Source organism: Phenylobacterium sp., assembly GCF_030693805.1.
GTDB lineage: Bacteria > Pseudomonadota > Alphaproteobacteria > Caulobacterales > Caulobacteraceae > Phenylobacterium.
Genome location: NZ_JAUXZW010000440.1, coordinates 1 through 3,359 on the forward strand (window position 1 = coordinate 1; position 3,359 = coordinate 3,359).

Annotated in this window: 4 protein-coding genes; 1 reads left to right on the forward strand and 3 read right to left on the reverse strand. The window is 69.7% G+C overall.

What is annotated here, in order from left to right; translation table 11 throughout:
- The 3 genes from Q8M88_RS17620 to aroA form a co-directional block, all read right to left on the reverse strand.
- The coding region (locus tag Q8M88_RS17620; RefSeq protein ID WP_305598459.1) for a S1 RNA-binding domain-containing protein at positions 1-383 on the reverse strand (383 nt) is incomplete at its 3' end.
- A 193-nt stretch (positions 384-576) separates the two neighbouring features.
- Positions 577-1,218, reverse strand: a complete 642-nt coding sequence (cmk, locus tag Q8M88_RS17625; protein WP_305598460.1) for a (d)CMP kinase — start codon at positions 1,216-1,218, stop codon at positions 577-579.
- A 37-nt stretch (positions 1,219-1,255) separates the two neighbouring features.
- The gene (gene aroA / locus Q8M88_RS17630; protein ID WP_305598461.1) at positions 1,256-2,581 is read right to left on the reverse strand and encodes a 3-phosphoshikimate 1-carboxyvinyltransferase; all 1,326 of its coding nucleotides are present in this window, start codon (positions 2,579-2,581) and stop codon (positions 1,256-1,258) included.
- A gap of 115 nt (positions 2,582-2,696) precedes the next feature.
- On the opposite strand from aroA, the gene Q8M88_RS17635 reads away from it, so the two are divergent.
- Positions 2,697-3,167: a TIGR02300 family protein gene (locus tag Q8M88_RS17635; protein ID WP_305598462.1), complete on the forward strand. Its 471-nt coding sequence runs from the start codon at positions 2,697-2,699 to the stop codon at positions 3,165-3,167.
- Positions 3,168-3,359: the final 192 nt, after the last annotated feature.

Sequence of the window (3,359 nt, forward strand, 5' to 3'; positions counted from 1 at the left end):
CCCTTCACGCGGCCGACGATCGCGCCGACCACTGGTTCGTTGCGTTCATAGACGCCTTCCAGTCGCGTCCAGGCCTCTTCGCGGCGGGCCTTGTCGCGGCTGATGACCGCCTCGCCCATGGCGTTCTCGACGCGCTCGAGGAACACCTCGACGGCGTCGCCGACTTTCAGGGTGGGCTTGCCGGCGTCGTCGACGCCGAATTCCTTGATCTGCACGCGGCCTTCGGTCTTCAGGCCGACGTCGATGATCGCGAAGTCCTTCTCGATGGCCACGACCTTGCCGTGCACCACCTGGCCTTCCATGAAGTCACGTCCGCCGAGGGACTCGTCGAGCAGCGCGGCGAAATCGTCACGCGAGGGATTGAGGCTTAGATCGTCAGCCATTTGGCTCTTTCAGGTCTGAATGACGCGAGGCCGGCCGGCTCGCACATGCGAATCCAGCGTCGGAGTCCCGGCGTCTGTTGGGGGTTGAACCGAAGGCGCGAGGACCGCGGCCCCTGTCGAAGGGAGGTCTTCGCGTAGAAAAGTCGCCCGCAGCCGTACGAGGAAAAGGCGCGATGGGATTGCCGTGGACCGTTCAGGCCCGGCCGGCGCGCGCCGCCTCTACGATGCGGCGGGCCGCATCGGCGGCCTGTTCTATAGTCATTTCCGAGGTGTCCAGCAAGACGGCGTCGTCGGCGGGCCGCATGGGCGAAGCCGCCCGCCCGCCGTCCCGCTCGTCGCGCAGCCTGATATCGGCCAGCACGTCCGCGAGTGAGACGCCTTCACCCTGCGCTTCGAGCTGTCGATGACGGCGCTGGGCGCGCACCTCAGGCGAGGCCGTGACATACAGTTTCGCCGGCGCCTCAGGCGCGATCACCGTGCCCATGTCGCGCCCATCCAACACCGCGCCCCCGCCCTGGGCCGCGAAACTGCGCTGCAGCGCCAGGAGGGCTGCGCGCACCGGGGCGTGAACCGCGACCCTGCTGGCGGCCTCACCGGCGCGGCGGGTGCGGAAGGCGGGATCGGACAGCGCATCCGGCGTCAGCGCGCGCGCCTGGGCGGCGGCTGCGGCCGGGTCGTCCAGGTCGCCGCCCGCGCGCTCCAGCAGCACGCCGACGGCGCGGTACAGCAGTCCAGAGTCCAGCACCGGTAGGCCGTAGGCCTCGCCCAGCGCGCTGGCGATCGTGCCCTTGCCGGACGCCGCCGGTCCGTCGACGGTGATGACGAAGCTGGTCATAGCGCTCCTCTCCCCCGCGAAGCGAGAGGGAGAGGGGTCACGCCTCGATCTCGCCGCCCAGCCCGCGCATCAGCTCGACGAAGCCGGGGAAGCTGGTGGCGATCATCCCGGGCTCGTCCACCTCGACCGGCGCGTCGGCGGCCAGCCCCAGCACCAGGTGCGACATGGCGATCCGGTGGTCGCCGCGGGTGGTGACCCGCGCACCGCCGGCCACCGCGTGGTTGGCGCGCGCCGCCCCGACCACGATCAGGCCTTCGGGCTCCTCTTCCACCTGGGCGCCGCAGGCCGCCAGGCCCGCCGCCATCAAGGCGATACGGTCGCTCTCCTTGACCCGCAGCTCGCCGATGCCGCGCATGGCGGTGGGGCCTTCAGCGAACGCCGCAGCCGCCGCCAGGATCGGGTACTCGTCGATCATCGACGGCGCCCGTTCGGGCGGCACGACGACGCCGCGCAGCGCCGAGTGGCGGGCGGTGACGTCGCCGACCTGCTCGCCGCCTTCCTCGCGGGCGTTGGAGACCGTCAGGTCCGCACCCATCTCGCGCAGCGTCGTGAACAAGCCGGTGCGCAGGGTGTTGAGCAGCACGCCCTCCACCGTCACCTCCGACCCCGGCGTGACCAGGGCGGCGACCAGCGGGAACGCCGCCGACGACGGATCTCCCGGGACCCGCACCTTAGCCGCCGTCAGCACCTGGCCGCCCGGCAGAGTGATGTAGCGCCCGTCGGGGCGGTCCTCGACCTCGATGCGCGCGCCGAACGCCCGCAGCATCCGCTCGGTGTGGTCGCGGGTGGGTTCCGGCTCGATCACCTGGGCCCCGCCGTCCGCGTTCAACCCGGCCAGCAGCACCGCCGACTTCACCTGCGCCGATGGCTCCGGCAGCCGGTAGGAGAGGTGCTTCAGAGCTCCGCCTTGCAAGGTCAGCGGCAAGCGCCCGCCCGAACGCCCGGCCCAACGTGTGCCCATTTCGCTCAAGGGGTTCAGAACCCGGCGCATCGGCCGGCCGCGCAGCGACATGTCGCCGGTGAAGGTCGCCGCGAGTTCATAGCCCGCCGCCGCGCCCATGATCAGCCGCGCGCCGGTGCCGGAGTTGCCGCAGTCGACCACGTCGCCCGGTTCCTCAAGCCCGCCTCTTCCTTCAATCTTCCAGCGCCCGTCGCCCAGTCGCTCGACCTTGGCGCCGAAACTGGCCATCGCCTGGGCGGTGCGCAGCACGTCCTCGCCCTCGAGCAGGCCCTCGATCTCGGTGACCCCTTGGGCCAGCGCGCCGAGGATCAGGGCGCGGTGCGAGATCGACTTGTCGCCGGGCGCCCTGATGCGGCCGCGGAGCGGGCCTGCGCGCCGCGCAGTCAATCCTGCCGCCGTCATGGTGAAGACGCCCTCCGGAAAGGCTTAAAATGGCTTGGGGATTGCTTTTGACAGTGGCGTTCGCGCGTGGCAAGGGAGCCCGCTTCCAAGTCCGACGCAGAGAAAGTCATAGCCTTTGGCCAATCCCGAGCTGGGCACCAAACAGATCTGCCCGAACTGCCAAGCCAAGTTCTACGACCTCGGGCGACGCCCCGCCGTCTGCCCCAAGTGCGCCAACGAATTCGACCCTGACGAGGCGGTCCGCACCCGCCGGGTGCGCACCCGCGCCGTGGCGCCTGAGCCCGACGAGGCCGAAGACCTGGTCGTCGCCGACGCCGACGAAGCGGAGGACGAAGAGGAAGAAGAAGAGGAAGTCAGCGCGCCGGAGATCGATGAGCCGATCGACGATCCGGTGATCATCAGCGACGACGACGAGGACGCCGAACCCGGCGTCGCGCCCGCCGCCGAGGACGACCTCACCGAATTCAGCGAGGACGACGAGGATCTCGAAGACGACGCCGACGTGCCGTTCCTGGAGGACGACGAAGACGACGAATTCGACGAGACCGAGATCGACGGCCTGCCTGGCGAGGACGACGAACGCTAGGGAACAGTTGCGCGCGGTCAAATTCCGCAACAAGGCGGCTTGATCGTGCGCAATCGTTTGAATAGGTTCCGCGCCTTCCCGGACCGGCGGCGACGCCGGGGCGCGAAACCCGAAACGACCCCGGGGCTATAGCTCAGCTGGTAGAGCGCTTGAATGGCATTCAAGTGGTCAGCGGTTCGACTCCGCTTAGCT

Excerpts from the sequence above, each read along its gene's own strand:
- aroA (WP_305598461.1), bottom strand. The coding sequence starts at position 2,581 with ATGACGGCGGCAGGATTGACTGCGCGGCGCGCAGGCCCGCTCCGCGGC.
- cmk (WP_305598460.1), bottom strand. The coding sequence starts at position 1,218 with ATGACCAGCTTCGTCATCACCGTCGACGGACCGGCGGCGTCCGGCAAG.